Source organism: Burkholderia sp. Ac-20349 (genome assembly GCF_017104865.1).
GTDB lineage: Bacteria > Pseudomonadota > Gammaproteobacteria > Burkholderiales > Burkholderiaceae > Burkholderia > Burkholderia aenigmatica.
The window spans coordinates 1-23,786 of sequence record NZ_JAAGPM010000071.1 but is presented as its reverse complement, the minus strand read 5'-3'; the positions used below and the strand labels follow the sequence as shown (position 1 = coordinate 23,786).

23 protein-coding genes and 1 pseudogene are annotated in these 23,786 nt (G+C 66.9%); 6 read left to right on the top strand and 18 right to left on the bottom strand.

The window, feature by feature from the left end; genetic code table 11:
* Nucleotides 1–21: 21 nt before the first annotated feature.
* The 5 genes from G3N61_RS22560 to G3N61_RS22540 all read right to left on the bottom strand — a co-directional run bounded on the left by G3N61_RS22560 (nt 22) and on the right by G3N61_RS22540 (nt 6,192).
* Nucleotides 22–819, bottom strand: a complete 798-nt coding sequence (locus G3N61_RS22560) for a DUF4123 domain-containing protein (RefSeq protein WP_205823619.1) — start codon at nt 817–819, stop codon at nt 22–24.
* A 74-nt stretch (nt 820–893) separates the two neighbouring features.
* Complete coding sequence (gene tssI / locus G3N61_RS22555; RefSeq protein WP_205823618.1) at nt 894–2,999, bottom strand: type VI secretion system tip protein TssI/VgrG; 2,106 nt, start codon at nt 2,997–2,999, stop codon at nt 894–896.
* A gap of 810 nt (nt 3,000–3,809) precedes the next feature.
* Nucleotides 3,810–4,280, bottom strand: coding sequence for an NUDIX hydrolase (locus G3N61_RS22550; RefSeq protein WP_205823625.1), 471 nt, complete (start codon nt 4,278–4,280; stop codon nt 3,810–3,812).
* An 11-nt stretch (nt 4,281–4,291) separates the two neighbouring features.
* Entirely contained in the window at nt 4,292–4,678 is a 387-nt protein-coding gene (locus G3N61_RS22545) for a hypothetical protein (RefSeq protein ID WP_089450317.1), read from the bottom strand.
* Nucleotides 4,679–4,806: 128 nt separating this feature from the next.
* On the bottom strand, nt 4,807–6,192 hold the full coding sequence (locus G3N61_RS22540; RefSeq protein ID WP_205823617.1) for a cytochrome c peroxidase: 1,386 nt from the start codon (nt 6,190–6,192) through the stop codon (nt 4,807–4,809).
* Between the two features lie 225 nt (nt 6,193–6,417).
* On the opposite strand from G3N61_RS22540, the gene G3N61_RS22535 reads away from it, so the two are divergent.
* The gene (locus G3N61_RS22535) at nt 6,418–8,004 is read left to right on the top strand and encodes an acid phosphatase (protein WP_205823616.1); all 1,587 of its coding nucleotides are present in this window, start codon (nt 6,418–6,420) and stop codon (nt 8,002–8,004) included.
* Nucleotides 8,005–8,115: 111 nt separating this feature from the next.
* Here the strand turns inward: G3N61_RS22535 and G3N61_RS39640 are convergent, their stop codons facing one another.
* The 8 genes and pseudogenes from G3N61_RS39640 to G3N61_RS22500 all read right to left on the bottom strand — a co-directional run bounded on the left by G3N61_RS39640 (nt 8,116) and on the right by G3N61_RS22500 (nt 14,311).
* Nucleotides 8,116–8,418, bottom strand: coding sequence for a DUF3331 domain-containing protein (locus G3N61_RS39640; RefSeq protein ID WP_241017855.1), 303 nt, complete (start codon nt 8,416–8,418; stop codon nt 8,116–8,118).
* A pseudogene (locus tag G3N61_RS39635) lies at nt 8,407–8,577 on the bottom strand (DUF3331 domain-containing protein); the annotation flags it as partial. The pseudogene G3N61_RS39635 and the gene G3N61_RS39640, both read right to left, overlap by 12 nt.
* Before the next feature lie 93 nt (nt 8,578–8,670).
* Nucleotides 8,671–10,143, bottom strand: a complete 1,473-nt coding sequence (locus G3N61_RS22525; protein ID WP_205823614.1) for an alginate export family protein — start codon at nt 10,141–10,143, stop codon at nt 8,671–8,673.
* Nucleotides 10,140–10,835: a YoaK family protein gene (locus tag G3N61_RS22520; RefSeq protein ID WP_205823613.1), complete on the bottom strand. Its 696-nt coding sequence runs from the start codon at nt 10,833–10,835 to the stop codon at nt 10,140–10,142. Before G3N61_RS22520 ends, G3N61_RS22525 begins: the two co-directional genes overlap by 4 nt.
* Nucleotides 10,832–11,746 carry a glyoxalase gene (locus G3N61_RS22515; protein WP_205823612.1) on the bottom strand — a complete coding sequence of 305 codons (915 nt, stop codon included), beginning with the start codon at nt 11,744–11,746 and terminating at the stop codon, nt 10,832–10,834. Before G3N61_RS22515 ends, G3N61_RS22520 begins: the two co-directional genes overlap by 4 nt.
* A gap of 26 nt (nt 11,747–11,772) precedes the next feature.
* A complete protein-coding gene (locus tag G3N61_RS22510; RefSeq protein WP_089450312.1) occupies nt 11,773–12,234 on the bottom strand; it encodes a DoxX family protein in 462 nt (153 codons plus the stop codon).
* Nucleotide 12,235: 1 nt separating this feature from the next.
* Complete coding sequence (locus G3N61_RS22505; protein WP_089450311.1) at nt 12,236–14,125, bottom strand: amidohydrolase; 1,890 nt, start codon at nt 14,123–14,125, stop codon at nt 12,236–12,238.
* An 18-nt stretch (nt 14,126–14,143) separates the two neighbouring features.
* Entirely contained in the window at nt 14,144–14,311 is a 168-nt protein-coding gene (locus G3N61_RS22500; protein WP_043182444.1) for a DUF1427 family protein, read from the bottom strand.
* Nucleotides 14,312–14,409: 98 nt separating this feature from the next.
* Between G3N61_RS22500 and G3N61_RS22495 the strand changes: the two genes are divergently transcribed.
* Nucleotides 14,410–15,333, top strand: coding sequence for a LysR family transcriptional regulator (locus tag G3N61_RS22495; RefSeq protein WP_043182443.1), 924 nt, complete (start codon nt 14,410–14,412; stop codon nt 15,331–15,333).
* A gap of 63 nt (nt 15,334–15,396) precedes the next feature.
* Here the strand turns inward: G3N61_RS22495 and G3N61_RS22490 are convergent, their stop codons facing one another.
* Entirely contained in the window at nt 15,397–16,083 is a 687-nt protein-coding gene (locus G3N61_RS22490) for a hydrolase (RefSeq protein ID WP_043182441.1), read from the bottom strand.
* A gap of 274 nt (nt 16,084–16,357) precedes the next feature.
* Here G3N61_RS22490 and G3N61_RS22485 point away from each other — a divergent pair, with 274 nt between their 5' ends.
* From G3N61_RS22485 to G3N61_RS22470, 4 genes are read left to right on the top strand one after another with little or no spacing between them, the layout of a single operon-like run.
* Nucleotides 16,358–16,618 carry a XapX domain-containing protein gene (locus tag G3N61_RS22485; RefSeq protein ID WP_043182440.1) on the top strand — a complete coding sequence of 87 codons (261 nt, stop codon included), beginning with the start codon at nt 16,358–16,360 and terminating at the stop codon, nt 16,616–16,618.
* 25 nt (nt 16,619–16,643) lie between these two features.
* Entirely contained in the window at nt 16,644–18,224 is a 1,581-nt protein-coding gene (locus G3N61_RS22480; protein ID WP_089450310.1) for a sodium:proton antiporter, read from the top strand.
* A 46-nt stretch (nt 18,225–18,270) separates the two neighbouring features.
* Nucleotides 18,271–18,663: an OsmC family protein gene (locus G3N61_RS22475; protein ID WP_043182438.1), complete on the top strand. Its 393-nt coding sequence runs from the start codon at nt 18,271–18,273 to the stop codon at nt 18,661–18,663.
* A 29-nt stretch (nt 18,664–18,692) separates the two neighbouring features.
* The gene (locus G3N61_RS22470; RefSeq protein ID WP_205823611.1) at nt 18,693–19,577 is read left to right on the top strand and encodes a pirin family protein; all 885 of its coding nucleotides are present in this window, start codon (nt 18,693–18,695) and stop codon (nt 19,575–19,577) included.
* A gap of 10 nt (nt 19,578–19,587) precedes the next feature.
* Here the strand turns inward: G3N61_RS22470 and G3N61_RS22465 are convergent, their stop codons facing one another.
* From G3N61_RS22465 to bcsA, 4 genes are all read right to left on the bottom strand, one after another.
* Entirely contained in the window at nt 19,588–19,899 is a 312-nt protein-coding gene (locus G3N61_RS22465) for a hypothetical protein (protein WP_205823610.1), read from the bottom strand.
* Nucleotides 19,900–19,907: 8 nt separating this feature from the next.
* Nucleotides 19,908–20,102, bottom strand: coding sequence for a hypothetical protein (locus G3N61_RS22460; RefSeq protein WP_043182435.1), 195 nt, complete (start codon nt 20,100–20,102; stop codon nt 19,908–19,910).
* Nucleotides 20,084–21,640 carry a cellulose biosynthesis protein BcsG gene (gene bcsG, locus G3N61_RS22455; protein WP_089450307.1) on the bottom strand — a complete coding sequence of 519 codons (1,557 nt, stop codon included), beginning with the start codon at nt 21,638–21,640 and terminating at the stop codon, nt 20,084–20,086. The genes G3N61_RS22460 and bcsG overlap by 19 nt, the downstream gene beginning before the upstream one ends.
* 27 nt (nt 21,641–21,667) lie before the next feature.
* On the bottom strand, nt 21,668–23,786 hold a 2,119-nt coding region (bcsA, locus tag G3N61_RS22450), incomplete at its 5' end, for a UDP-forming cellulose synthase catalytic subunit (RefSeq protein WP_205823609.1).

The following is a 23,786-nucleotide window of genomic DNA, read 5'->3' as shown; positions in this document are numbered from 1 at the left end:
CGATATTCTCTCGTTGTCGGGCTACGCCTGCTGCCGGCGACAAGCCAGATACAGGTCCCCAAGACGACCTTTGCCAGTTGCCGCCGCGCGGACGGCGAGCTGCCAGCAGCGGTCCCCCTCTCTGCGCTCCGGGCCCTGAGCCAGTGCAAGGAAGACGTAGTCGTAAAAGTCGTCGTGCCTGGATAGGCCCGCTTCGCGCGCATGGACAAGAAGCACTTCTATACGGGCCAGACGTATTCCTCTGCACGGGTTGTCGAGCAACTCCGGCGTTCTCGCTTCAACCGCCTGTAGCAAGCGGTGCGGCAATGGATCGCCTGTCAGGGCCTGCCAGAGCGCCTCGTCAATCATGAGTGATGACAGAGGGTTGGCATGAGTGGCGGCCAACCCCGGAATCCGTCCCCAGCGTTGAACCTGCGTGTCGGCCCGGGGAACCCACCAGGAGGCGATAGGCGCCATGAATTCGCGCCACCAGTTCCGTGGAGCTTGCCGGTACAGGACGGGCAATACCCAGGGGTCGTAATAACGCAGCAGGTAGTTCTCGCCATCCGGGCCATAAGCGATGGTGGCCTGTGCCAGATGCTCAACGAGCCGTTCGGGAGACACCGTGCTGACTATCCAGCCATGCAATGCGTTGCGAAGTCCGCTGTCGAATGCTCCGCCGAGGCTGTGGTGCCCTCGATAGTCGGCGGTATCTGCAGCAAGCAAGAGGGGGCTGTAGGGACGTAGTGCGTGCCAAGCAGGATCTTGCAGCAACGGATAGGTATTTCCCGCGAATCGGGTACGCACGGCACTTCGAAGCTCGTCATCGAGTTCTGCCATGTCGCTCACGGCGACTAGATGGGCGGTCGGCCCAAGTGCCCTCACCTGTTCCAGCAGTTCGTCTTCGAGCGTTCTCACAGTTTCACCAATGCCTGATGCTCGGCAGCCGCCTTCAGCCAGCAACCGACGCAGACCGGTTCGCCAGTGTTCGGCACGCCAGCGAGAGCCACCGGTGCCCCGCCGCCTCCGCTGGACAGGTCGATAGCGCCAGCCTTGTAGCTGACCGCAGCGCCGTTGAATCTGAGCCCCCCGGCATCGAGTGTGAGAACACCGCCCGGCGTGCTCCAGCAAATGGAGTCGGCGGAACACTCGTAGTGTTTCGTGCGATTCCTGATTGCCTCCGTTGCCTGTAATTGATGATGGCCTTGAACGGACAGTTCGACGTGGCCTCCCACACTGGCCGTGTGGTTCGCTGCGATCTTGTCAACACGGCTGTTGCCGACTTCCTCGACGCGGTCCTGCGTGATCGAGATCTGCTGGGTGCGTTTGATGACCAGAGTCTGGTCGTTCCCGACGGTAATCAGTTGGTCGTGCCCGATGTCGGTACGGTCATCGTTGGCGACGGTGTCGTGGCGGTTCTTGCCAACTTTGAGAAACTCGTCACGTGTGACGTTTTCGCTGCGGTCATGACCGACGAAGGTCGTCTCGTCATGGTTGACGTGAATGTTCTGATCGCGCTGCGCGTGGACATAAATTTCCTCTTGTCCTGCTTCGTCCTCGAAACGCAGCTCGTTGAAACCTTCGCCCTTGTGCGTCTGGCTCTTGATCGTCATCCGCGTCTTGTGTCGCGGCAGTTCGTACGGTGGCAACTGCAGGCGGTTGTAGGTGCGTCCAGTGATGACCGGTTGGTCCGGATCGCCGTCGAAGAAGTCGACGATCACCTCCTGTCCGATGCGCGGGATCGCCATGTGTCCCCACAGTGCCCCCGCCCAGTTCTGCGCGACGCGGATCCAGCACGAGCTGTGCTCGTCATGGCGGCCCTGGCGATCCCACGGGAACTGCGCCTTCACTCGGCCATACTCGTCGGTGTAGATCTCTTCACCCTCCGGGCCCACGACCACCGCCGGCTGTGGGCCATCGATGCGCGGGTGCGGCAGCGGTTCAGCGCGCCATTCGGCATCATCCGGCACCAGTACCGCTTCGTAGCTGTAGTACGTGCCGTGTTGTGCGTCGGCGCTTTCTTCCGCCTGACTGGTGTGTTGCTTGCCGTGATGCACCAGGCTCACCGGACGCCAGCTGCGGTTCATGTCCTCGCGCGGGTGGCCCCTGAGCGCGAAGGCGACGCCCGGTTGCAAGCGCGCGTCGTCACCGCTGACAAACGCCACACGTGCATCGCGCCGGTGGCCGCGCAAACGATCGTGGGTAAACGCCTTGCCGCTGGCTTCGTGTTTATATCGTCCCGGGTAGTCATAGCGCGCGTAGCTCTGGCCCTGATGATCGAGATCGGTGCCGTCACGCGGGTACTCGTGGTTGAAGCGCGGATTCTTGAACGTGTAGTCGCGTTGTACCTGGCGCGCGGTACGCACGCTCTCGGTGTAAGCGAAGGTCCGTAGACTGGGTTGTGGCTGATCGCCGCCCGGCGTCGGGTTGTAGATCACCGGCTCGCCGTCGAGACGACCGAAGATGAACAGCCGATCGCAGTGAATCAACCGGTGCCCCTCTTTGCCGTGCTGGAACGCGTAGAAGAAGCCTTCCTCGCGCAGGATGCGTTCGACGAAGTCGTAGTCAGTATCACCGGCCTGCACGCAATACTCGCGGGTGAGGTGTTCGTTGGTGGCGCGTTGCTCGTAGTCCATCGTCAGGCCATGGGCCTTGAGAACGGCGACTGCGATTTCGGTCACGCTGAGCGTCTGGAAGATCCGCCAGTCGGACGAGAGCTTGAGGCGTGCGAGGCGCGGCTCGACCACGGCCGAGTAGCGGGTACGGCGAAAGCCGGTATCGCCCTGAACGAACGACGAAACCGCGCCGTGCACGTAGCGTACGGGCTGCCCACCCTGCCAGATCGTGAGCAGGCCGTTGCGGTCGAGTATCTGACCGAAGTCGATAGCCGGGTTGGCGCTGGCCAGCTCAACCTGCAAGCGGAAAGTCTCGGACAACCCCTCATGCAGCGTGAACTCGACGACCTCGAACGACTCGTCGCCGACGGCGAAGGTAAAGGACAACCGGGTTGGTTGCAGCATTGCGATAGTTCTCCGAACCGAAGACACGCAACCATGCGTATCTCCTCACGTCGGTGCGTCATGTGTGCGACCGCTGATTCCAGCCGTGCACGATGACGAGCGATGTGACAGTGCAGTATGAAACCTAGGGTGCTCGCTGGAGCGCCATGGGTTCTCTAAAGCAAGAGGTTCGCCACTGGGGCTTTGAATGTCTATCAGACGCGTCTGAAATTCCACGGCAATATGGCCCGCCAATGGCGTGGGGCCAACATTGGGCCGCCTGCCACCAGGCGTGATATCAGCCCATGCACCGCGCGCTTTGCATGCATCCATCAATGGAGGGATCTGTTGATACTCAGATCTCTCATTGGAACGCCGTTGAGCGCGAGAGGAACTTTCTGATCGAGCCGCTCACGAGAGCGCGTGCATTCTCCCCGCGCATGTGGATGCTTTATTTGATTCGCTGCCGATTACAGACAGGATGAAACGCGTTGCTTGACGAATGCGCGCGATGTCCCTTGCGACGCACGCCATGCAAGAACCTATTTGTGGATAGCCATCGACGACAGCGAGGCTCCGCACACTGCAGGCAGGACTTCGACCATCGGAATTTTCCGCCCGTCAGCGGGACGAAGAGACGCAGACCACCGCCGACCGACCGTTTCCGGTCGCGGCGGTGACTTTGACTGACTCGATCGAAGCATCGAGTCCCAGATTAAAGCAGGACGCACCGACTTACCGATGGCGCTATCGGGGTCCACCGTGCTTCACAAAAAAAATGAGGTGCTTGACGCACACAGTCGCAGCAACAGCGAAAACCGCCACACGCATTCACCCACCCGTCAACCGCCGATGCAAATCCGCCAGCGACAGCTTCGTGCGAAACAGCCGCGCGAGGCTGCGGCTCGCATACGCATCGACGTCGGCGGGCGCGGTCCAGCGATACGCATCCATCTCGGGAATCATCGAGCCGTCGCGACGGCTCGGAAACAGCGACGTGCACGTACACTGCGCGGGATCGATCTCGCCTTCGGGCACCCGCACCGCGAACAGATGCAGGTCCTTGTCGTGCCGGTACGCGAAGCGGCCGAGATCGAGCAGCCGCTCGGCGCCGAACGTGATGCCCGTTTCCTCGAGCAGTTCACGCAGCGCCGCGTCGGCCGGCGTCTCGCCCGGCTCGCCCTGCCCCTTCGGGATGTCCCAGTGCGTGGTATCCGTCGCGTGCGCGAGGAACACGCGGCCGGCCGCATCGAGGATCACGACGCCGCACGATACCGTGCGCGGCGCGCCGCCCCGCTTCATCACGTGCGTGCTCAGCGCTTCTGCAGCTGCCACTTGCCCGCGTCGGTCTTGCAATAGACGGGCTTGAGCGTCATCGTCTGGCCCTTCGCCGTGATCTCGGTGGCGATTTCACGGCAGGTCTTGCCGTCGGCTTCCGACGTGTTCGGCGTGAGCTTCGCATCGATCTGCGTGCCGCGGCCGCTGCTCTGCCACGTCGTGGTCTCGCCGTCCTTGCCTTCGTCGCGCACTTGCACGACAGCCTTCGAGAGCGACGCACGGTCGGTCTTGCTGAAGTAGCTGAGCGGCGTGTCGTTCAGGAAGTTCAGGTTGTTCTGCGCATGGGCAGGCAGCATCGCGGCTGCGCACGCGGCGCCGGCCAGCACACGCGTGACGACGGAAAGGGATGCACGCATCGACATGTTGTTCTCCTTGGATGTTCGATCGAACGGCGCAGTGTGCATGCCGGCGAACCGGGGGCCGGCCATCCGGCACGCGCACTGCGCCTGTCAGCGAGCGAGGATAGCATGCGTGCCGTCGACGCCGCCTTCTAGTGGCCGGCCGGCGCGGCCGTTTGCTGATATCCGTCAGTCAGCGTACCGAGGAACGCGATCACGTCCTTGATCTCGGCCGCGTTCAGCGCGGGCTGCTCGCCGCGCTTGCGGTCGAACGGCGCCTCGCGGTTGATGTTCGGCCAGTAGCGCTTGGGCAGGTCGTCGTAGATCTGCACCTTGCCGTGCACGACCGGATAGAACTTCTCCGGATGGATGTCGCGCTCGACGTAGAAGCGCATCACGTCCTCGAGCGTGTGATACACGCCGTTGTGGAAGAAGGTCTTGCGCAGCGCGACGTTGCGCAGCGACGGCGTACGGAACAGCCCGCAGAATTCGTCGCGGCCCTTCAGGTCGGTGCGCTCGGGGCCGCACGCGCCGAGATCGTAGAAGCGCGGGTCGCGATTGACGGGCAGCGCGCGGTTGCGCGGCACCGCGACCGCGATCAGCCCGAAATCGCTGAACTGCGGCGGCGTGCCGTCGAGCGCGCGCTGGCTGATGTGGCAGCTCGCGCAATTGCCCTTCTTCTCGTCGTTGAACAGCTGCAGCCCGCGCAACTCGGCCGGCGTGAGCTGCGCATGGCCGGCGAGATACGCGTCGTACTTGCTCGTGTACGGCGAGAACAGTTCGGGCGTCTGCTCGAACGTCTCGAGCGCGCGCAGCACGGCCTTGAACGTGGCCGCGTCGTCGTCGAGCACCTTCACGCCGAACACCGCGCGGAACTCGTCCGCATACGGCGCGGCCTTCACGGCCTGCGCGACCTTCGCGGGCGAGCTGTTCATCTCGAACGGCGACGTGAGCGGAATGCGCGCCTGCTCGGCGCCCGTGTCGACGCGGCCGTCCCACGTGAGGCCGCCCGTCGGGCCCGCATCGACGCTCTCGTCGCCTTCGTCGTCGGAATCGTGGAAGTGTTCGGTGAACTGCGGCACGCCCTGCAGGTACTTGAGCGACGGCACCGCACGAAAGCCCGGGCGCTTCATGTCGTCGCCGCCGAACTGCACGGCCAGCGCGTTGGGCGGGCCGAATGCGTGGTCGGGGCTGTGGCACGACGCGCACGCGAGCTTGCCGGAACCTGACAGCGTAGGGTCAAAGAAAAGTTGCTTGCCGAGCGCCGTCATCCGGCGCACGCCTTCGTAAACTTGTGCCCGCGTCTGCGGCTGGTTCGTTTCGACCACCGCGCCGCTCGCGGCAACCGTTGCGGACGCAACCACATTGGCGGCGCCCGGTGCACTCGCCGCGCTCGCGGCCTGTGCGGTCGGCGCACCCGCCCCCGGCTGTCCGTCACAGCCGGCAAGGGTTGCAAGCGTGGTGGCCAGCGCGAATGCGCCGGTCAGATGCAGCCACGAACGCGCGAACGCGCCGGCTGTCGGTTGGCGAGGCTTCATCGATTCGTCGGAAAGTGGGTTCAGGAGCGGCGGGAGTTTATGTCAGCCGCATGACCGTTACATGACGACCAATCGACAGCTAATCGAAAGGACGCCTACACCCGGCTGTCAAATCGCACCCTCAAAATGCTTACAGCCGGACATGCCACGGTTACCCTCGCGAACCGGCGGTACACGAATGCTCCGGTTCCCCACGCGACAAGAGAGAGATAGAGAGTACAACGGATGAAAAACCACGCCTGGATTCGCTTTACACCGATCGCCATTGCCGCGGCCGCCGCCCTCACCGCCTGCGGCGGCGACGACGTGCAGCAGCAAGGCCTGTCGACGGTGAAGAACGTCGTCGTGATCTACGCCGAGAACCGCAGCTTCGACAACCTGTACGGCAACTTCCCGGGCGCGAACGGCCTGCAGAATGTGACTGCGGCAAGCGCGCAGCAGAAGGACCGCAACGGCCAGCCGCTCGCGACGCTGCCGAAGGTCTGGGGCGGCCTGACCGCGAAGGGCGTCACGCCGGCCGTGACCGAGGCGATGACGGCCAACCTGCCGAACGCGCCGTTCGCGATCGACGACCCGAACGGTTTCAACACGTCGATGAGCGTGACGACGCGCGACCTGTATCACCGCTTCTACGAGAACCAGATGCAGATCAACGGCGGCAAGAACGACATGTTCGCCGCCTGGGCCGATTCCGGCGGCCTCGTGATGGGCCACTACACGCCCGACGCGACGAAGCTGCCGCTGTGGAAGATCGCGCAGCAGTTCACGCTGGCCGACAACTTCTTCATGGGTGCGTTCGGCGGCTCGTTCCTGAACCACCAGTACCTGATCTGCGCGTGCGCGCCGTTCTACGCGAACGCGGACAAGAGCCCGGCCGCCGGTTCGATCTCGGCCGTCGCCGCCGACGGCAAGTCGCTGCAGCTCGCGACCAACTCGCCGGCTTCCGCGCTCGACGGCATTCCGAAGTTCGTGAACTCGGGCAACCTGACGCCGGACTTCTACGCGATCAACACGATGCAGCCGCCGTACCAGCCGAGCGGCAACAAGGCGGCTTCGGGCGGCGATCCGAACCTCGCCGACCCGTCGGCCGCATCGACGCTGCCGCCGCAATCGCAGCAGAACATCGGCGACCTGATGACCAACGCCGGCGTGTCGTGGGCATGGTACGGCGGTGCGTGGAACCAGGCGCTGCAGGCCGCTCAAAGCGGCACCGCGAACGTGATCTACGGCCCGAACATGACGGCGCCGAACTTCCAGCCGCACCATCAGCCGTTCAACTACTACGCGAACCAGGCACCGGGCAGCACGAGCCGCGCGCAGCACTTGCTCGACGGCGGCACCGACGGCAGCGAGTTCCTCAAGGCGATCGACGCGGGCACGCTGCCGCAGGTCGCGTTCTACAAGCCGCAGGGCAACCTGAACGAACACGCGGGCTACACCGACGTGTCGAGCGGCGACCAGCACATCGCGAACGTGATCGCCCACCTGCAGGCCAGCCCGCAGTGGAAGAACATGGTCGTGGTCGTCACGTACGACGAAAACGGCGGCTTCTGGGATCACGTGTCGCCGCCGAAGGGCGACCGCTGGGGCCCGGGCACGCGGATTCCGGCACTCATCGTGTCGCCGTTCTCGAAGAAGGGCTTCGTCGACCACACGCAGTACGACACCGCGTCGATCCTGCGCTTCATCACGCGCCGCTTCTCGCTGCCGCGCCTCGCGGGCCTGCAACAGCGCGACGACGCGCTGAAGGCCAACGGCGGCCAGCCGATGGGCGACCTGACGAACGCGCTCGCACTGTCGCCGAACCTGTAACGGCGCAGCGGCACGGCAATGCACCGGCCGGCGTCATGCCGGCCGCATACGACAAAGGGCGGCTTCGGCCGCCCTTTGTCGTTGCGCGCATGCAAGCACGTGCGCGCCGCGTCACCCGCCGTGCTTCAGCCCGGCGCCATCGAGCGCGACCGCCAGAATCATCGCGCGTGCATTCGGCGGCGTCGGCCGTCCGCTCGGGCGGAACACGTCGTCGCCGCACGCGATCCGCGCGCCCGACAGCACGCAGAAACCGGCCTGCCTTGCGCGCCCGGGTTTCCAGTGCTGCTCGCCGAAGTGCGCACGCCCCGGTTCGACCCAGCGCACGACCAGCAGCTGTGCCGAGCGCTCGAGCACCTGTACGCGCGGGCGAACCGTCGACGCGTGCGGCCGGTCGAGCGCCGCCGCCAGGATCATGGCTTTCGGTTCGAACGGCGCCCGCCCGCGCGGGCTGAAGACGGCGTCGCCACAAACGATCTTCTCGCCGGACAGCGCGCACTGGCCCGAGCGCAGCGCGCGCCCGGGTGCCCAGCGCTGCTCCGCGCCGCCCGGCGCAAGCCAGCGCACGATCAGCATCTCGTCCGAATACACGAGCACCTGCACGCGCGCATTCATCCGACACCTCGCATCGGGCAACCCATCGCCGGCGAACGCGCCCCGGCACGCGTGCTACCACCCATACTTCAGCTCGACCCCGACATAGTCGGCGTTATGCCCGCCCGCCTGGCGGATCGCATCGCCGACCTGGAAATGCACGGCCTCGACCGCACCGATCAGGTTCGCGGCGATCGTCCAGTCCGCACGCAGCTGCACGTACATCCCCGTCCACAACCCGCCCTTGCCTGCCGTGCCCGGCACCACCGCGTTGCCCTGCTGGTAGACCGCATCGCCGGTCGTCTCGCGCCACTGGAACCCGAGCGCCCCGAGCAGCGACAGGTTCGGCGACGGCTTCAGCGTCACCGACGGCTTCACGTGGATCAGGTTCGAATACCCGGTGAAGCCGGCCAGCGTGAAGTAATAGCCGTTCGGGAACAGCGGATTGAAGGTTTCGACGCGGCCGTCGTGCGGATGCCGGTCGCCCGATGCCGCGTCGAGCTGCAGTGCGATGTGCGGCGACCACGGCGCGTCGAGCCGATAGCCGGCAATCGAGCCGACCGCCCACGCGCGGATCGTGCTGCTGCCGACCGTCCCCGTCTGCAGCATCGTTTCGAGATCCCAGTCGAAACGGCCTTGTGTACCGGAGTAACGCAGGTCCCACACGTCACGGCGCTCCGCGCCGCTCGCATCGAGAAAGCGCGCGTTGCTGCGGTTGTAGCGCGACCAGTAGCCCGACAGGTCGCCGGGCCCCACCGCCTTCCGCTCGAAACGCACACCGCTGAACGTGAGGTCGCGGTTCGACACGTCGTCGAACGTGGACGCGCTGCGGTTCTGCACCGGCTGCGTCGCATACCCGATGAAACGCCACTGCTGGTATTCGTAGTTGGCCCACACCGCATCGAACGCCTGCCGCACGTTCGGACCATCGCGTGCGGCAATGAAGCGCTGCAAGTCGAACGCCATCTCCTGCCGGCCGACGCGGAACTTGAACGTGCCGCCGCCGAGCGCGCCCGTATAGGTCGCGAATGCCTGCTCGAGATCGAGCGGGTTCTTGTCGACCGGCGAGATCGTGTTCTTGCCGTACGCGCGGTCGTCCTGCAACTGCACGAAGAACTGCCAGTGCTGACCGAGATGCGCATCGGCATGCACTTCGACGCGCTGGATCAGGTACGTGTCCGATTGTGCGGAACCGATGCCGAACAGCGGCGCGTCGACGGTCTCGAGACGCTCGCGCAGGTTCACGCCGAGCGACAGATAGGAGGCCGGATCGTTGCCGAGCGGAATGTACTTGAGGCCGTCGAGCGGTGCGCGCGGCACGCATGGATTCGCGAGCACCGACCAGTCTTCCTGCCAGCGATTGAACAGCACGGTCGGCCGCTTGGCCGTGCACGTCGATGCGGTGCCGTCCGCGGCCGGCGCCGATGCCGGCGAGGTTTCCGCGAACGCGGCGCCGCGCCCGGCGAACAGCAAGCCCGCGACGACGGACACGCGCGCGGCACGATCGAAGCGGCGGCCGCGATGCGCCCGTTCCCGTTGAACGCTCATGCGCGCTCCTTCGTGATGGCGCCCGCCGATTGGGCCGCGCACAGCGCGAGCGCCGCCAGCGCGCAAACGGGCGCGAGCAGCGCCAGAAAGCCGATATGGCGAAACCCGAGCGCCCCGCACGCCGCGCCGAGCGCGAACGCGACGATCGCCGGCAGCATCTTCGCGAAACGCGCGCGTGCCGCCGCGCGCACGCTGTCGGCCGTGCCGGCGGACAGCATGTCGACGACGTCGAGGATCGCCTGCGTGACGTTGCCGGTCATCACCGTGTTCGGCACGCCCGCGCGCGGGATCACGCGCGGATGCGCGTTCTGCACGCCCATCGCGAACGTGCCGACGATGCCGGCCACGAGCGCCGGCAAGCTGTCGGGCTGCGTGACGGGCGTCGCCCACACGCCGGCCGCGCAAAAGCCGAGCAGCAGCACGGCCTGCACCGCGTGCAGCGCGCGCGTGCCCTGCCACGCGGGCCGCGCGGACAGCGACCGCGCGATCAGGCTGCTCGCGATCACGCCGCACACGAAGGCGGGAAACACGCTGAGCTTCAGCACGACACCCTGGCCGAAGCCCGCGATGCCCGCGCCGATCAACACGAAGTTGCCGGTCACGTGCGCGGTGAACAGCCCGAACAGCGCGACGAAGCTCAGCGTGTCGACGAAGCCGGCCACCGCGGCAAGGATCGTGTCCTCGTGCTTCATCGCGCCGCGCTCGCGTGGATCTCTGCGACGTAGCCGCCCGGGAACTGCACGAGCGCCGCGTCGCGGCCGTCCGACGTGAACGGCGGCACGAGCACCGTCACGCCCGCGGCCTGCGCCTTCTTCAGCGTCGCGGCGAGATCGGGCACTTCGTAGCCGGTCATCTCGCGGCCGAACGGGTAAGGCAGGTGGCCGTCGGTCACGAGCACGGTCATCTTGCCGAAGCCCGATTCGATGCGGATGCGACGGTAGGTCTCGTTCGGCCGGCCGATCTCGATGCCCGGCGCCTTGAGGGTGTCGGATACCACCTTGCCGTTCGAGAACTTGACGAAATCGTGGACCAGCTTGCGCACGCTTTCCGGCGATACGTACACGCGATTCTCGGGCACCTTCTCCAGCGCATCGTAGTGCGGTGCTTCGGTATGCCAATAGAGTTGCATGTTCAGCCCGCCGGTCCAGCGGATGATCGCGTCGCGGCCGATCGGATCGGGGAACGTGTCGACGATCACGTCCGCGCCGTGCGCACGCGCCGTCTTCATCGCGACGTCGAGGTCGGTGACGAGGTAGCCGGTGCGCTCCGCGCAGAACGGATACGGGATCGGCGTCTTGAAGCCGAACACCGAGACCGTGCCGACCGGCGTGAGCACGAGCTGCGACATCGTCTGGCTCGGCGTGGGCGTGACCTGGAACACACCCTGCTTCGACTTCTTGCCGCCGAAGGTCGCGACGAAGCTGTCGGTGAAACGGTCGAAATCGTCCGGCGACACGCACACGTGGGTCGTATCGTACTGCGGGCCGACGGCCAGCACCGGCACCGGCGCAGCGACGACCGGCGGCTTCGCGAACACGACCGGCGCGACGGCAAGACCGCCCGCGATCATCGCGGAGAGCAATACGGAACGAAGGGTTTTCATGACAGGGTTTCCTGGTTGTTTCATCGTCATCGAGTAATGCGGCCGTCGCCGGCCAGGTGCTTCGCATCGGCGAGCACGGTCGCGAGCACGAGTGCGGCGATCAGCCCGAGATGCTCGAAAAAGCTGTTGAGCGCCATGAAATGCTCGGCGCCCGTGCGGTTCCAGAAATCGTTCGCGACCGCCATCGCGACCAGCGTCAGCATGCCGAGGCTGCCGGCGCCGAGCCACGTGAAGCGGCCCAGCACGATGCACAGCGAGCCGGCGATCTCGACCGCGATCGCCAGCGCAGCCCATAGCGCGGCCGGCTGCAGCCCGAAATGCGCCTGCTCCGCGACCGCGCCGTCGAAGTCCAGCGCCTTCGCGACCCCGCCGATCAGGTACGCGGACACCAATGCCAGACGCGCGAGCGGCAGGACCCACGGCTGCGCGAGCAGCGCGCGAATCCACGCCGGGTTGCCGACACCGCCTCGATCGGTCGGGGCCGCCATGTCAGACCGCCCAGCACGAACAGCCGAACGCGCCCCAGAAGCCCTTCGCGTCCGACGTCGGCAACGTGCGGCCCCATGCGCTCGCATGGGCATGCGCGTGTACGTTGCACGCACTTGAGCAGCCGCACATCGCTGCCGCCGCCGCGCGCTGCAACGGCGCGCCGTTGCGCTGCGTCGCGCCCCAGCCGCCGTAGCCGCCGTACTCGCGCACGGGCGACCAGTCGGGCATCGCGGGCGGAATCGGCGCATCGTGCGACGCGAACGGCCCCGCGCCCCACACGATGCGGCCGCCAACGACCGTCAGCAACGCCGTCGTATCGACGATATCGTCCTCCGCGCACGTGAAGAAATCGCGATCCGGAACCATCAGGTCGGCGAGCTGGCCCACCGCGATGCGCCCCTTCTTCCCCTCCTCGTTCGAGAACCACGTCACGTACTCGGTCCACATGCGCAGCGCGGTCTCGCGATCGAGCAGGTTGCGCTGCGGATACATCCGCAGGCCGCCGACCGTCTTGCCCGTCACGAGCCACGCGAGCGACACCCACGGGTTGTACGACGCCACCCGCGTCGCGTCGGTGCCGGCCGACACCTTGATTCCCTTGTCGAGCATCTTCGCGACGGGCGGCGTCGCCTCGGCCGCGCGCGCGCCGTAACGCTCGACGAAGTACTCGCCCTGGTACGCCATCCGGTGCTGCACCGCAATACCGCCACCGAGCGCGGCAATCCGGTCCATCGATTTTTCGGAAACGGTTTCCGCGTGATCGAAGAACCAGTTCAGACCGGCAAGCGGGATGTCCTTGTTGACCTTTTCGAACACGTCGAGCGCGCGGCTGATCGTTTCATCGTAGGTCGCATGCATGCGCCACGGCCAGCGATTCTGGGCGAGCACGCGCACGACGCCTTCGAGATCGTCCTCCATCTGCGCCGGCAGGTCCGGGCGCGCGACGCGGAAATCCTCGAAATCGGCCGCCGAGAACACCAGCATCTCGCCCGCGCCGTTGTGGCGGAAATAGTCGGTGCCGTCGTGGTACTTGACGCTCTTCGTCCAGTTCACGAAGTCTTCCTTCTCCGCATTCGGCTTCTGCGTGAACAGGTTGTACGCGATCCGCACCGTCATCTCGTTGGCATCGTGCAGCTTGCGGATCACCTCGTAATCGTCGGGATAATTCTGCGAGCCGCCGCCTGCGTCGATCACGCCCGTCACGCCCAGGCGATTGAGTTCGCGCATGAAGTGGCGGGTCGAGTTGTACTGGTACTCGAACGGCAGCTTCGGGCCTTTCGCGAGCGTCGCGTAGAGGATCGTCGCGTTCGGGTTGGCGAGCAGCAGGCCGGTCGGGTTGCCCGCGTCGTCGCGCAGGATCGTGCCGCCCGGCGGCTCGGGCGTGTCCTTGGTGTAGCCGACCACCCGCAGCGCGGCCGCGTTCAGCAGCGCGCGGTCGTACAGGTGCAGGATGAATACCGGCGTATCGGGTGCGACCGCATTGAGCTCGTCGATCGTCGGCAGGCGCTTCTCGGCGAACTGGTGTTCGGTGAAGCCGCCGACCACGCGCACCCATTGCGGCGCAGGCGTGATCGCGACCTGGTGCTTCAGCATTTCCATCGCGACCGCGAGCGAACGCACGCCATCCCAGCGCAGCTCGAGGTTGTAGTTCAGGCCGCCGCGAATCACGTGCGTGTGGTTGTCGATCAGCCCCGGCAGCACGGTGCGGCAGTCGAGATCGACGACCTTCGTTGCGCGGCCCGCGAGCGGCATGATGTCCGAGTCGGCGCCGACCGCGACGAAGCGGCCGTCCTTGATCGCCACGGCGGTTGCGACGGGGTTCGCACGATCGAGCGTCGTGATGCGCCCGTTGTGCAGGATGAGATCGGGTTGAGTAGCGTTAGCGCTCATGAAGTGTCCTCGATGCGGTCAGAAGCCGAGCCAGTGACGGACCGGCGCGATGGCCTGGGCGCCGATCAGCATGCCGGCCAGGCCGACCAGCGCGATCAGCGGCGGTGCCGGCGAGCGCACCTTGATCACGCTGTACACGACGCCGATCAACACGCCGGCGCCCAACGAAAGTAGATAAGATTCCATAACGATTTTTCTCCCGGCCGGATTAGAATCATCGGCATCGCGCGGCCGCCTTCGCGGTGCGCCGCATCCGTTCCGCTTCCCTGCCATTCGTTCCGACCATGCAACACCTTCCTGATCTCGAAGCCTGGGCCATCTTTGCGCGCGTCGCGGAGACCGGTTCGTTCGCGAAAGCCGCCGACCTGCTCGGCGTATCGCAACCGACCGTGTCGAAAGCGATCGCGCGCCTCGAAAAGCGCCTCGGCGCGATGCTGCTGTACCGCACGTCGCGCAAGCTGTCGCTCACGCCGACCGGCGAACTGCTGCGCGACCGCGCGATCCGCCTGCTCGCCGATGCGGACCTGATCGAGAGCGAAGCGTCCGCCCAGGCGCTCGAACCGCACGGCCTCGTGCGCGTGAATGCGCCGATGTCGTTCGGGCTGCGCCATCTGTCGCCGGTGCTGCCCGCGTTTCTCGAACGCTATCCGCGCGTCGACATCGACCTCGTGCTCACCGACCACATCGTCGACATCGTGTCCGGCGGCTTCGACGTCGCGATCCGCATCGCCGAGCTGAGCGATTCGTCGCTGCGCTCGCGCCGGCTCTGCGCGGTACGCCGCCCGCTCGTCGCGTCGCCCTCTTACCTCGACCGGCGCGGCCGCCCGACGCATCCGAGCGACATCGAACAGCACGTGTGCCTCACCTACACGAACCTGCCGACGCCGGAGTACTGGCGCTTCCGCCAACCGGCTTCGGGCGACGAGTTCGGCGTATCCGTGCACGGCCGCATTCGCACCAACAACGCGGACGTGATCCTCCCCGCGCTCGTCGCCGGTCACGGCCTCGCCCTTCAGCCCGAGTTCCTGGTGTGGGACGCGATGCAGCGCGGCGAGCTCGAGGAAGTGATGTCCGACTGGAAGATCGCCGACATCAACGTCAACCTCGTCACGCCGCCCGGCATGCTGCGCGCCGCGCGCGTAACGGTGCTGCTCGACTTCCTCGCGGAACGCTTCGTGCACGCACCGTGGGCGCTGCCCGTCAGCTGAACGCGCGACGGCCCCTGGCAGGCGATCGTCGCGACCATCGCGACGATCGCGGCCGGCGGCCCGTTACTTCGCCGGGACCGCCGCGAGCGACTCGTGCGGCGTCGCAGTGCGTTGCGGTGCCTTGTGGACCATCGTGTACGCGTAGTCGACACCCATCCCGTAGGCGCCCGAGTGCTCGCGCACGACGGCCATCACCGCTTCATACGTATCGCGGCGCGCCCAGTCGCGCTGCCACTCGAGCACGACCTGCTGCCACGTGACGGGCACCGCGCCGGCCTGCACCATCCGCTGCATCGCGAAGTCGTGCGCGTCCTTCGACGTGCCGCCCGACGCATCGGCCACCATGTAGATCTCGTATTCGCCTTCGAGCATCGCGCACAGCGCGAACGTCGTATTGCAGACCTCGGTCCACAGGCCCGACACGATCACCTTCTTGCGGCCATTCGCGGCCAGCGCATCGCGCACCTTCTGGTCGTCCCACGAGTTCATCGACGTGCGCTCCAGCAGCGGCTGGTTCGGGAACACGTCGAGCAATTCGGGATACGTGTGGCCGGAGAAACTTTCGGTCTCGACCGTCGTGATCGTGGTCGGGATGTTGAATGCCTTCGCGGCCTTCGCGAGACCGACGACGTTGTTCTTCAGCGTCTGGCGATCGATCGACTGCACGCCGAACGCCATTTGCGGCTGCTGGTCGATGAAGATCAGCTGGCTGTTCTGCGGAGTGAGTACTTCAAGTTTCGGATTGCTCATGGCGCAAGTCGTCCTGTGAACGAAAAAAGGGGGGCCTGCCTCGACCGCGACAGCGGGAGGAGCCTCGGGTGTATCGGTGCCGGATCGTCTTCCGGCTCGAAATATTTAAGCCGCAAACGCGCGGCGCGAACATCCAAGAAACGGAATCGATCCGATTCCGGAATCGGTGCCTGTTCGGGGCGATCCGGCCTTTTTTTCTTCACGCAAACCCGATACGCTTTCAAGACCTTGACGGCGCGCACCGCGCCACTCGTCTGCCATCACGGGGCTCGCCATGAAACCGTATTTCCTGTCGCTATGCGCCGGCATCCTCGCCGGCGTCATCTACGGCGCGCTCGGCGTGAATTCGCCGGCCCCGCCGATCATCGCGCTCACCGGCCTGCTCGGCATGCTGGCCGGCGAACAGATCCTGCCCGTCGCGAAACGGATGTTCGCGGGCCATCGCCTGAACACCGCATGGCGCGATGCACAATGCAGCCAGCACATGTTCGGCGCACTGCCGGGCGGCACCGCGAACGATCGCAAGCCGTCGTGATGGCCCTCGTCGCGCACGGCCGCGCATGACCAACGTCGAACTGTTTCATTACCTGCTGCTGTTGATTTGCGGTGCGGGCGCGCTCACGTGGCTCGCCGAGCGGATTTCGATTCCGCCGGCCGTCGTGCTGCTGCTCGGCGGCTGTGTGGTCGCGATCGCGGGCAAGCGCGTGCCCGACATGGACCCGGCGCTGCTGCTCGCGGCCGTGCTGCCGCCGCTGCTGATGTCGAGCGGGTTCTACACCGCGTGGAAGGAATTCCGGCAGGAGCTTGCATCGATCGCGTCGCTCGCGCTCGGCGCGGTGGTGTTCACGACCGTCGCGGTCGCGCTCGCCGTGCATGCCGCGAACCCGGCGCTGCCGTGGGCCGCATGCTTCACGCTCGGCGCGATCGTGTCGCCGCCCGACGCGGTCGCCGCGAAGGCGATCCTGCAGCGCCACCCGCTGCCCGCGCGGCTCGTCGCGGTGCTCGAAGGCGAAAGCCTCGTCAACGATGCATCGGGCCTGCTGCTGTACCAGATGGCCGTATCGGCCGCGCTCGCCGTGTCGATCACGGCCACGAGCGCCACCGGGCTGTTCTTCTCGCTCACGCTGATCGGCATCGCGGTCGGCCTCGCATGCGGCCACGCGATGAGCTGGGTGCTGCCGCGCCTGCGCGATCCGATGCTCGGTATCGTCGTGACCTTTGCGATGGCGTGGGGCAGCTACGGGATCGCCGAAGCCGTCGACGGCTCGGGCGTGCTGTCGGTCGTCACTTGCGGCCTCGTGCTCGGCGTGCGCCAGCATCGCGTGTTCGACGCCGACATGCGGATCAAGGCGAAGGCGACCTGGGAAGCGATCGTGTTCGTGCTCGATGCGCTCGTCTTCATCCTGATCGGCCTCGCGTTGCACGCGATCCTCGCGCGCGTGAACCACGAAGGCGCGGTGCTGATGGCCGGCCTGCGCGTCGCGCTGCCCGCCACCGCCGCCGCGATCGCCGCGCGCATCGTCTGGGTGTTCGTCGCGATGTGGCTGCCGGGCCGCCTGCGCGCACCGCGTGCCGGCCACGCACCGTGGTCGTGGCGCGAGGCCGTCGTGCTCGGCTGGTCCGGCATGCGCGGTGTCGTGAGCCTCGCGGCCGCGATCGCGCTGCCCACCAACTTCCCCGGCCGCGACCTGATCCTGTTCAGCACGTTCCTGCTGATCATCGCGACGCTCGTCGTGCAGGGCGGCACGCTCGCGCCGCTGATCCGCGTGCTGAAACTGCGCCCGGCCGCGCGGCACACGATGTCCGAGCATGCGGTGCGCGCGTATGCGTTCGGCGCGGCGCTCGCCGAACTCGACGCGCTCGAACAACGCGGATCGAGCCTAGAGCGGCCGTCGCTCGACCGCCTGCTCGACGAATACCGGAATCGCGTCACGTTCAACGAACGTGCGCATCGACACGGCGCCGAGCCGGCCAATGTGCGCTCGCGCATGCTGCGCGTCGAACTCGAGCTCGTCGGCGTGTCGCGCCGCGCGCTGCTCGACCTGCATCGCGACGGCAAGGTCGACGACACCGTGCTGCACCGAATCGAATCGGAACTCGATTTCGAGGAACTGCGGCTGCAACGGCTGCTCGAACCGTAACGCCCGGCCAAGCCGCCGGCCTCCCCCCTTTTCCCATGGAATTGCAATGAGCGAACTGTCCGTCGAAGCGAGCATCGGCTCCGTCGATTACCTCGTCCACTTCAGCGATGGCGTCCACCAGTGGCGCGCCGACGAACCGGCGCCGCTCGGCGGCGGCGATGCCGCACCGACGCCCGTCGCCCTGCTGCTGTCGAGCCTCGGCGCATGCACCGCGATCACGCTGAAGATGTACGCGCAACGCAAGGGCTGGCCGCTCGCCGAAGTGCACGTGAAGCTCGCACACGAATCCGGCAGCGCGGGCAGCACCATCGTGCGCCGCATCACGCTCGACGGCGACCTGTCCGACGAACAGCGCGAACGCCTGCTGCAGATCGCGAACGCGTGCCCGGTGCACAAGATCCTCACGCATCCGATCACCATCGACACGGCGATCGCCTGACGCGTCCCGCCTCGACCACGAGATCCACCATGTCCGCCTCGATCAAGACCCTGCTCACGCCGCGCGAAAGCGACATCGGCAACCTCGTCGTGCGCCGCGTGCTGCCCGCGCGTGCCGCACGCCTCGTCGGCCCGTTCATCTTCTTCGACGAGATGGGGCCGGCCGTATTGCCGGCCGGCCGCGGCATCGACGTGCTGCCGCATCCGCACATCGGCCTCGCGACCGTCACCTACCTGTTCGACGGCTCGCTGATGCATCACGACAGCCTCGGCTTCCGGCAGAAGATCGTGCCGGGCGACGTGAACTGGATGACGGCCGGTCGCGGCATCGTGCATTCGGAGCGCTCGCCCGACGAAGACCGGCCGCGCGAGCAGCCGGTCCACGGGATCCAGACCTGGGTCGCGCTGCCGGTCGAGCATGAAGACACCGCACCCGCGTTCGTCCACCATCCGGCCGACACGCTGCCGTCGTTCACGCGCGACGGTGCGAGCGTGCGCGTGATCGCGGGCACCGCGTTCGGGCTCACGTCGCCGGTCGCCGTGTTCTCGCCGACGCTCTATGCGTACGCGGAATTCGCGGCAGGCGGCACGCTGGCGCTCGATGCCGAACATGACGAACGCGGCGTATATCTGGTCGACGGCGACCTGACCCTCGACGGCACGCCGCTCGCCCCCGCGACGATGGCCGTGCTCGAACCCGGCGCGACCGTGGCGCTCGCCAGCGCGAACGGCGCGCGCGTGATGCTGCTCGGCGGGGCGCACCTGCCGGGCGAGCGGTTCATCGAATGGAATTTCGTGTCGAGCGCGCGCGCGAAGATCGACGCGGCCCGCGCGGCGTGGGCCGATCAGACCTTCGGCAAGGTGCCGGGCGAAGAAGACGAGTGGACGCGCCAGCCGGAACGTCGCGCGCAGTAACGCGCCGCCGTCAGGACCCGCCGCGGTAGATAGGAGCCGGCCGCGGCGGCGACTGATCGACAAACACCTGTGCGCCCGGCGGCAGTTCGCGCAGGCAGACATAGGCCACGCCGTCCGGATAGAGGCGCCCGCTCGCGAGATGCTTCCCGTCGCGATCGAAGACATGCACCATCGCGTCGTCGGACACGATCCGATCGGGAACCTTCACGGTCAGATACTTGATGCACTGGCGCTTCCTCGCCTGTGCGGCGCCCGGCGCCGCCAGCGCGAGCGCCACGATCGCGAGCGCGACCACGCGGGCCGCCCCGGCGCACGGCGTCACGGCCCCTCTCACCGCAACCCCATCAGCTTCGCGAGCGTCGGCCAGCGGTCGAGCGACTCGATGAACGCGCGGCGCGCCTGCTCGTCGACATAACGGTCGGGATCGAGCGCGGGCAGATGCCGCGCGAGGCCGAGCACGTCGTTCGGTTGCGACAGGCGATCGCCGTCGGCGTCGCCCGGCAGAATTACTGTTCGTCGATCCATACGCCATCCGGAGTTTTCACCGAGTAACCGTCGGCCGTCTGCATCGTCACCGTGCCCTCGTTCTCGCCGACCATCCGCGTGCGCGGCAGGTCGGCCGCGTACTGCGCGAGCGTCGCCCCCGGCTTGAACGGGCTGTTCGACACGAGGTTCGACAGCAGTTGCGAGAGCGCGAGGAAGCTGGCCGGCTGATCGATCACGGTCGTCGCGCCGTGGTTGCCGGCAAAACCGACGAGCCGCACGCCGACCGGCCCGTGCACGATCCGTGGCGTCGGGATCTCGCGCAGGCCCGCGACCTGGTTCTTGTCGCCGCGCAACGCGGCGCCGTGCTCGGGCACGAACACGATCACCGCGCGGCGGCCCGATTGCGCGATCAGGTCGGCAAGGCGGTCGAAGTCGTCCATCAGCTTCGTCGCGCGCTGCGGATACGAGTCGATGCTCGTCAGCGAACTGCCGACGATCCGGTTGCCGTCGTGCAGGCTGATCGTGTTGTAGTACAACGCGACCGGGCCCGGCACCGACGCGCGCTGCGCATACCAGTTCGCGAGCGTCGAGTAGTCGTCCTTGATCGCCGAGCCGTCGAACGCGTGCATCGCGACGGGCGCGGCCGCGTTCGAGATCATCGGCGCGTCGGCCACCCCGATGTTGTCGTGGATCACCTGCAGGAAATTGTCGAAGTGACCGTCGTGGTTCAGCAGCGACTGCACCGAGTAACCGGCGCTCGCCAGTTGCGAGAACAGGTAGCACTGCTGCGGCGCGGGCTTGTACAGGTCCGCGTGCGCCTCCTGCCCGCAGCTCGCGCGCAGCACGCGGATCGCCGCCGGGCCGCTGTAGCTCGCGGCCGTGCTGAAGTTCGTGAACAGGTAGTCGAAATGGCTCAGCATCGGATGGTTGCGCACCTTCGCGGCATCGAGGTCGTCCCACGACAGCGAGCAGATGTGCAGCACGATCACGTCGAACTGCGCGGCCGGATCGTTGCCGAGATGGCCGAACGCGACCTGCCGCTGCGATTCCTGGGTGCGGAACGTCGCGAGTGCGGCGTTGTGATCCTCGGGCTGGCCGGCGAGCGTCGTGCCGGCCGCGTTCGCCTGCTGCGGAAGCGGTGCGACGACGCGCGCCATCAGCCCGCTGCCGGCCTGCCACAGCGGCATCACGATCAGCACGGCCAGCACGAAGGTCGCGACGCGCAGCCAGCGGTTGACGATGAAGTAGACGATCAGCGCGCCGGCCACCGTCAGCAGCAGCACCGGCGGCAACAGGCGCGGCAGCAGCTCCATCCAGTAGTCGAGGCGGAACGTGCTCACTTCGCGCGCGGCCTCGGCGAGACGGGCGAGCGGCGGCGCATGCATCTCGCGGGCGAGCAGCGGCACCGCGATCGCGATCGCGACGAGCTGCCGGACGATGCGCCACGCACGCCGCCGGATCGGTGCGCTCGCCGCGAGCGCCACCGCGAACGCGAGGTTCGCGAGCCAGAACGGCTGCAGGTGCCCGGTCGCGAACAGCGCGAACTTCAGGATGAAATACAGATTCCAGAACGTCATCTAACCCACTCCATGATGAGCGCCACGTCAGTCGCGCGCCCGATCGAGTTTCGGCGCCAGCATGGCCAGCAGGCCGCGCGCCGCACCCTTCCACATCCGTACGTTGCCGTCCAGGCCGATACGCAGCACTTCCTTCAGCCCGCCGAGCGGCGTATCGAGGCGCTCGCCTTCGTGCCAGTCGAGCCACGCATCCGCGCGGCCGAACGTGCATTGCACGAGCTGGCGTTCCTGTTCGAGCGAGAGTTCATCGAAGCTCACGCCGACATGGGTCGGCGTCACGCGGCTCACGCGCACCGGGAACGGGAACGACCGGTCGCCGCGCGTCACGCACACCGTCAGCGTGTCGCCGACGGCAAGCGAGAGCCCCGGCACCGCTTCGAGGCCGAGACCGCCGGTCGAGTAGTCGCTCGTGAAGCACGCGGCCGTCGAGCCGTCGGCGAGCAGCAGCATGGCCGGCACGCGCATCGCGATCCGGTGCGTGACGCGCACCTGCTTGGTCTCGCGCGCCACGGCCAGCGCCGCGCCGAGCATCGCGAGGTTGTACACGGTCCAGCCGAGCGTGATCAGGATCGTCGACGCCTCGTCGCCCTGGTCGATCACCAGCCGCCACAGGCCGGCGACGATCGCGAGCACGTTGAGCCCGAACAGCACCAGATACGGCTTCGACGTCGACCAGTCGACGTAGCCCTCGTCGATCTTGCCGCCCTTGTCGGTCACGTTGAACTTGCCGTGCTTCGGGCTGAAGAACGCGACCGTGGTCGGCAGCGCGATGTACCACGCGAGCACCGATTCGTAGACCTCGGCCCAGAACGAATGGCGGTAGCGCCCCTGCATCCGCGAGTTCGCGACGTTGGCGAGCACCAGATACGGGATCACGTAGCTCGCGAGCGCAAGCGCCGACGCGTTGATGAAGTACAGGTGGAAGAACAGGTACGCGAGCGGGATCGTCAGGAACACCAGCCGCGGAATCCCGTAGAAGAAGTGCAGCATCGCGTTGCCGTAGCAGATCCGCTGGATGAAGCCGAGCCCGCGCCCGAGGAACGGGTTGTCGATGCGGAAGATCTGCGCCATCCCGCGCGCCCAGCGCGTGCGCTGCTTCACGTGACCCGCGAGGCTTTCGGTCGCGAGGCCGGCCGCCTGCACGGTCGGCAGGTACGCCGACGTATAGCCGCGCCGGTGCAGCTTGAGCGCCGTGTGCGCATCCTCGGTCACGGTCTCGACCGCCACGCCGCCCACCTCCTCCAGCGCGCTGCGCTTGAGCACCGCGCACGAGCCGCAGAAGAACGTCGCGTTCCACAGGTCGTTGCCCGATTGCACGAGCCCGTAGAACAGGTTGCCCTCGTTCGGGATCTCGCGGAACGTGCCGAGGTTGCGCTCGAACGGATCGGGCGAGAAGAAATGGTGCGGCGTCTGCACCAGTGCGCACTTCGGGTCGCGCAGGAACACGCCCATCGTCGTCTGCAGGAACGAGCGCGTCGGCACGTGATCGCAGTCGAAGATCGCGATGTATTCGCCGTGCGTCTTCGGCAGCGCGCGGTTGATGTTGCCGGCCTTCGCGTGGCGGTTGTCGTCGCGCGTCACGTAGTCGATGCCGGCCTCGCGCGCGAACGCCTCGAACTCGGGGCGCTTGCCGTCGTCCAGCAGGTACACGCGCAGCTTCGCGCTCGGCCAGTCGATGCTCTGCGCGGCGAATACCGTCGGCTTCACGACCGACAGCGGCTCGTTGTAGGTCGGGATGTAGACGTCGACGGTCGGCCAGGTGTCGGGATCGTCGGGCAACGGCACGATCGGCCGGTCGAGCGGCCACGCGGTCTGCACGAAACCGAGCAGCAGGATCATCCACGTATAGGCTTCGGCGCCGTACAGCAGGTAGCCGGCAACGGCCTCGACCGGGCTGCGGAAATCGAGCGTCTGCGTGGTGCGCCACCACACGTAGCGTACGGTCGCGAGCAGCGCGAGCGACGCGAGCGCGAGCGTCGGCAGATGGCCTGGCAGGCGGCGCAGCGTGAGCGCCAGCACCGCGACGATCGCGAAGAACGCGAACTGCGCGCCGGGCATCAGCGGCGACATCCCGGCCGCGGCCCATAGCAGCGCGCCGGCCACCAGCAGCAGCGGCGCGAGCCAGCGGCGCCGGCCGACACCGTGC